The 1,673-nt window shown below is 47.6% G+C and carries 2 protein-coding genes; both read left to right on the plus strand.

Going from position 1 to position 1,673, the window contains the following annotated elements:
• Nucleotides 1–219 (plus strand): IS66 family insertion sequence element accessory protein TnpB (gene tnpB, locus FTU83_RS17125; RefSeq protein WP_180107447.1); only part of this gene is annotated, 219 nt, incomplete at its 5' end.
• Between the two features lie 74 nt (nt 220–293).
• Nucleotides 294–1,673, plus strand: a 1,380-nt coding sequence (locus FTU83_RS17130; protein ID WP_180107449.1) for an IS66 family transposase, incomplete at its 3' end; no start/stop codon positions are given.

Consider the following 1,673-nt stretch of genomic DNA (forward strand, 5'->3'; position numbering starts at 1 on the left):
TACCTGTTCTGTAATAAACGTGGCCATCGCATGAAAGTGCTGGTACATGATGGACTGGGCATCTGGCTGTGTGCCCGGCGGCTGGAACAGGGAAAATTCCACTGGGCTAAAGTTCACCAGGGTGAAAACGTAGCTCTCAGTCCAGAACAGTTACAGGCACTCATTCAGGGTTTGCCCTGGCAGCGCATTGGACGACAGCAAGTGGTCACAATGCTCTAAACTAGGCTGCTACATTCTACTATTCTCCAAACGTTCTATTTCCTCTGCGTCATGACCTCAGGCATACTGCGGTCATGAATACACTGCCTGACTTAAGCCAACTGACCCATGAACAACTGCTGGAATTTACCCGGCAGTTGGCGATGCAGCATCAGTCTCTGGCACAATCAAATCAAGAATTAGAAAAATCAAACCAGCAATTGGATGCCAAAGTTCAGCATCTTTCTATTCTCAATCAAAAATACGAGCATGAACTGGCGCTGTTTAAAAAGCATAAATTCGCCCAAAAGAATGAACACTTAACGGCAAAACAAATCCATCTATGGGACGAAGCGGTCGAAGAAGATATCGCAGCCGTTGATCTGGAATTAGAACGATTAAATGCAGATAAAACCGATGCAGCGACACAGAAAGCCAAAACCAATAAACCTAAACGTCGACTGCTGCCAGATCATCTACACACCATCCGTATTGAGCATGAACCTGCATCAACCCAATGCAGTTGTGGCTGCCAGTTACGTCGTATCGGCGAAGATATCAGTGAAAAACTGCATTTCAGACCGGCACAGTTCTACAAGGAACAGCATGTTCGTGGCAAATGGGTCTGTGATCAGTGTGACACCCTGACTCAGCAAGCGATGCCTGCCTATGTGATTGATAAAGGCATTGCTTCACCTGAACTGCTCAGCCATGTGCTGGTATCGAAGTATGCCGATCATTTGCCGCTGTACCGTCAGCGCCTGATCTATCAGCGGGCGGGAATCGAACTTTCTAGATCAACTTTATCTGACTGGATAGGTCGCTGCGGTGTAGAACTGGAACCTCTGGCCAATGCCTTAAAAGAGGTGGTGCTGCAACAGCGGGTGCTGCATGCAGATGAAACACCGGTCACCATCATGCGGATGGGTGAGAATAATAAAAAACCGAAGAAAGGTTATGTCTGGGCCTATGCCACCACACAGTACAATCCAGTTCAGGCGGTGATCTATGACTTTCAGGATAGTCGTTCAGGCCAGCATGCTGAAGAGTTCTTGAAAGGCTGGCAGGGTTATCTAGTCTGTGATGATTACAGTGGTTATAAAGCACGTTTTAAATCAGGCCAGGTGATTGAGGTGGGGTGCATGGCCCATGCACGTCGTAAATTCCATGAACTGCATGTAACTGGGAAAAGTCAGGTTGCTGAACAGGCCTTAGTGCTGATTCAGAAACTGTATGCGATAGAAGCAGAGCTCAGGAAAAAGACCGATGGTACAGCGGAAGACCGCCGCGAATACCGACAACAGCATAGTCAACCAGTGATGCAACAACTATATGAATGGCTCAACCAACATCATCTGACAGTGCCATCGAGTTCTCCCACCGCCAAGGCCATCAATTACACTCTGAAGCGTTGGCCAGCTTTAAGCCGCTATCTGGATGATGGCAATCTACCTATTTGCAATAATTGGGTCGAG

This window comes from Acinetobacter sp. YH12152 (assembly GCF_013418285.1).
Taxonomy (GTDB): domain Bacteria; phylum Pseudomonadota; class Gammaproteobacteria; order Pseudomonadales; family Moraxellaceae; genus Acinetobacter; species Acinetobacter amyesii.